Raw genomic sequence first — 391 nt, 5'->3', positions numbered from 1 at the left:
CCCCTGCTCCTGTGCCTCATCGAGAAACTCGGGCAGCGGGGCCCGCAGTTCGGGCAGCACCTCGTGGTCGAGAAGTGCCTGCAAGTCGGCCTGCTTGGCACTGCGGCCGGCTTGGTTGTCGAGTTCGTGAATGCCGGAATCGGTTGCATAGTCGTACAACTCGTGCTGGATGGGCCGTGAGGTGTCGATGTCCATGCTGCCGGGCTTCCAGTACGTGTACATGCCGAGCTTGGCGTCCTGGGTTCGCACGGCCACGATGTGGCTGGGTGCCGACGTCGGGATCTCGGTGGGTGGGCCGTCCGTGCCGAAGAACTTCTTTGCCAGTGGGGATTTCATCAAGGCGGCCATCTCCTCCACCGACATGTCGTCGGTGGCGTGCGCGACCCACGCC

At 64.2% G+C, this 391-nt stretch carries 1 protein-coding gene; it reads right to left on the bottom strand.

Features of this window, described 5'->3' with window-relative positions:
* Nucleotides 1–255: hypothetical protein (locus tag RNB18_RS53320; protein WP_311721219.1), on the bottom strand; the 255-nt coding region annotated here is incomplete at its 3' end.
* Nucleotides 256–391: the final 136 nt, after the last annotated feature.

Source organism: Streptomyces doebereineriae (assembly GCF_031845645.1).
GTDB classification, from domain to species: Bacteria; Actinomycetota; Actinomycetes; order Streptomycetales; family Streptomycetaceae; genus Streptomyces; species Streptomyces canus.
This window is presented reverse-complemented; position numbering and strand designations above follow the sequence as displayed.